Genomic DNA, 3,226 nt, shown 5'->3' on the forward strand with positions numbered 1-3,226 from the left:
CCCGCCGAGCCGCCGCCCCAGCACCGCCACCAGCACGACCATCGCCACCGTCATCGGCAGCGTGGACAGCTTGTACACCAGCGTCACCGGCTCGATCCCGGTGACCCAGCTCGTGGCGGCCATGTCGGCGTAGACGAACCAGTGGTAGGAGAGCCGCTCGCCCAGCACGGACGGCAGCGTGGGCGGCAGGTGGTGCTTGACCTCGCCGACCAGCGCCAGGTGGTACGGCATGTCCACGTACGCGCTCGCGATCGGCACCCGGTACAGGGACAGCGTGCTCCACGTGATCAGGTATCCGACCACCCCCGCCAGCGCCCACGCACACCACCCGGGCATGCGCTCCTTGGCGGCCTCGCCCCGCCAGTGCCGCCGCAACCCCGGCACGCACAGGAAGGTGCCGAGCACGGCGACCGGCGGGACCAGCACGAGCAGCGGCATTCCGGCCGCCCTGGCTGGGATGTAGGCCAGCACCTCGACCGCGTACCCGAGCGCCAGCCCGGCCGCGACGTCCTCGGCCGTCGATCTGCCGCCTCCGGTCAGCGCCCGCCAGAGCAGCGTCCCCGGCAGCGCCACCCCGATCCCGACGTACGCGGCGAACGCCGCCAGATCCCACGCCGGAACCCCGCACCACAGGAACACGGCCACCGCCCCGGCGGCCACGAGGCCCGCGGGCAACCACCCCGAGGTCAGACGGCGGCCTGACGACCGCGCCGGACCGGCACACGTACTCTCGGGCGGCGCGATCGTCATGAGCCCAGGAACCAGACCAGGAACCGGCCGCACGTCACCGCGCGAACGGTGCACGTCGTCGTCATCGGATCACCGTCACCAGCCGCGCGAACTCGGCCGGCAGATCGACCCCGTCCCACACCCGATGGAAGCTGAGTGCGCTGCCGACCGGCACCATCCGATCCACCCCGCGTCCGGCCAGTGCCTTGGCCAGCTCCTCCAGCTCCGGCCGCCCGAACCCGAAATGGGTCATCGTCTGATCCCGCCGCTCGACCAGTCCCGCCAGCTCGGCCGGCTCGCCGAGCCTGGCGTGCGCGAACGTCCCGGCGCCCAGCCACCGCCTCGGCGCATGGGCGGCGGTCGCCAGCGTCACATTGGCCAGCGCGTTCCCACAGAACTCCACGCTCTCCGCGGCGCCTTCGGCGGCAAGCCCATATGTGGCGACCCGCTTCTCCACGGCCATCGCCGCGTCGACACCCCACCCGCGAGCCGCGACCACCCGGGACACGTGATCGACGAAGTCGGCGCGCGCCGCGTCGCAATCGCCTTCCGCCCCCACCCAGAACACGGTTCGCGGCGACGAGCAGGCCGCCTGGTCGAACCAGTAGGTGTCGTTGACGAACCCCTCCGCCACGGTCGCCCGCGCGGCCCGCGGCGCGCACAACCACGCCGCCGCCCGGATCACGGCGAACGAGGAACGATCGGGGAAAGCCAGGTCACGGGCGTGCGGTGGAAGCGGATGCCGCCGGACGTCCTGCACCGTGCGGTCCCCGCCCCACACCACCCGCAGGTCGCAGGCCGCGGAGAGCGCGGCGGTGACTTCCTCGGCCGAGCGGTCGTAGGAGACGATCCGCTGCGTCTCACCGACCACAGGGTCGGCCTCTCCCAACGCCTCGTGCAGCGTCTCCACGATCACCTCGGCGACCGCACCGGAACGCGGTGAGAGGCGTACGACGTTGCGATTGCCCATCAGGGCCGACAGGGCCCAGGAGTAGACGAAGACGGTGTCGACGTTCGCGGGCGGGATGTGGAAGATCAGGCCGCGTGGCACACGTACGTGCTCGCCTGCCATGCTCTCGAGCGTGCGCGCCAGCTCGCTCGGCCGCAGGAAGAACCCGAGCGACCCGAGCTCCGGATGCCGCCGCGCCAGGGCCGGCCGCAACAGCCGCCTCCCGAACGCCGTCAGAAACTCACGAACCCGCTCATCCCCAACCTCAAGCCCTCCCCGCACCTGCCCGAGCAGCACCTCCACGGGCACGAGTTCCTCCCGCGGAAACCGCACCCGCACCACCGCATGGCCACCGGCGACACAAGCTCCATCGCCCACCCGGGCCGGGCCACCGCTCGCCCTGGATGCGCCGTCACCGCGCCCTGAGGCGCCACGATCGCTCTCCGCTACCGCCGGCGAAGGAGTCGGCATCGAGTCGTCCAGCATCAGCCCTGCCCCAAGGTGTCGCTACAACCGCGCGCCTCCGCCCGCGGCAACCGTCCGAGGACCTCGAGCCGCTTCCCCGGCCAGGCCCCGTCATCGACGCCCCGTACCACGCCGAGATCCTCGGTGAGCAGCACATGGCCCGGATACGACGTCGGCAACGTGCTGACCACCTCGATCAACCCCGGCACACCGTTCGGCGCCTCCTGCCAGGTCTCTGGATCCCGAATCACGACATTGGCGAAATCCGGGCAGTAGAGCCCATCACCATCGGGCCCTTCGAGAAAGATCGTCCCGATCTGTTCCACCATCCCGTAGAAGTTGTGCACCCTGGTCAGCCCGCACTCCGCCGCCATTCGCCGCCGGAACTCGGCGTTGTCCACCGCCTGCTCGGCCAGCCGCTTCCATCCACCGGAATGGATCAACACCCCCTGTGACAGATCCGCCCCCAGATTCCGCAGCCACAGCCACACCATGAACGTGAACCCGAAGATCAGAAACCGCCGGCTCCCATGCCTCTCCAGGAACCCCTTGACCGCTTCCGCATCCACCCGCCCCTGCTCGTCCAGCACGAACGTGTGATCCCTGCCGAAGTTCATCATCCCGAGCACCCCGGCCCCACGGGCGCTCAACGTCGGATCGCGCACCACGGAGCGGCTGTCCACGACCAGCATCGGCAGGCGCCGCTCACCCAGCACCACCCTGAGCGTGGCCGCCAGCATGCGCGTCTGCGCCGCGGCCGCCTCGCGATCGAGAAAGATCCGGCTCGGCCGCTGCCCGGTCGTCCCACTGGAGGTCAGGACCCTGAACACCTGCTCCTGCGGCACGCTGCGCAACTCGTGCGTCTTGAACAGCCGCACCGGCAGCCAGGGCAGATCCATCAACCGCTCGTACGGTGGCGCCGCCCCGATCGCGTCGAGAATCCGGCGATACGGCAGGCATGCTCGCCTGTGCCGCTCGGTCAGCGCAGCCAGCTCGGGCACCAGCACCGCTTCCCGCTCGGCCTCATCCATCGTGAAAACGCTCACCCAACGCCCCCTCCCGTCGACCGCCCTCACCAGGTCC

3 protein-coding genes are annotated in these 3,226 nt (G+C 70.7%); all 3 read right to left on the reverse strand.

All coding sequences use genetic code 11. The annotated features are described in order from the left end of the window. The coding region (locus ETD86_RS53440; RefSeq protein ID WP_211370915.1) for a hypothetical protein at window positions 1-675 on the reverse strand (675 nt) is incomplete at its 3' end. A 136-nt stretch (window positions 676-811) separates the two neighbouring features. Then, window positions 812-2,011 (reverse strand): acyl-CoA reductase, encoded by a 1,200-nt coding sequence (locus tag ETD86_RS53445; protein ID WP_138674245.1) that lies wholly within the window; start codon window positions 2,009-2,011, stop codon window positions 812-814. 152 nt (window positions 2,012-2,163) lie between these two features. Then, the gene (locus ETD86_RS53450) at window positions 2,164-3,189 is read right to left on the reverse strand and encodes a LuxE/PaaK family acyltransferase (protein WP_170223801.1); all 1,026 of its coding nucleotides are present in this window, start codon (window positions 3,187-3,189) and stop codon (window positions 2,164-2,166) included. Window positions 3,190-3,226 lie beyond the last annotated feature (37 nt).

Origin of the sequence: Nonomuraea turkmeniaca (assembly GCF_005889735.1) — a bacterium.
Classification (GTDB): Bacteria; Actinomycetota; Actinomycetes; order Streptosporangiales; family Streptosporangiaceae; genus Nonomuraea; species Nonomuraea turkmeniaca.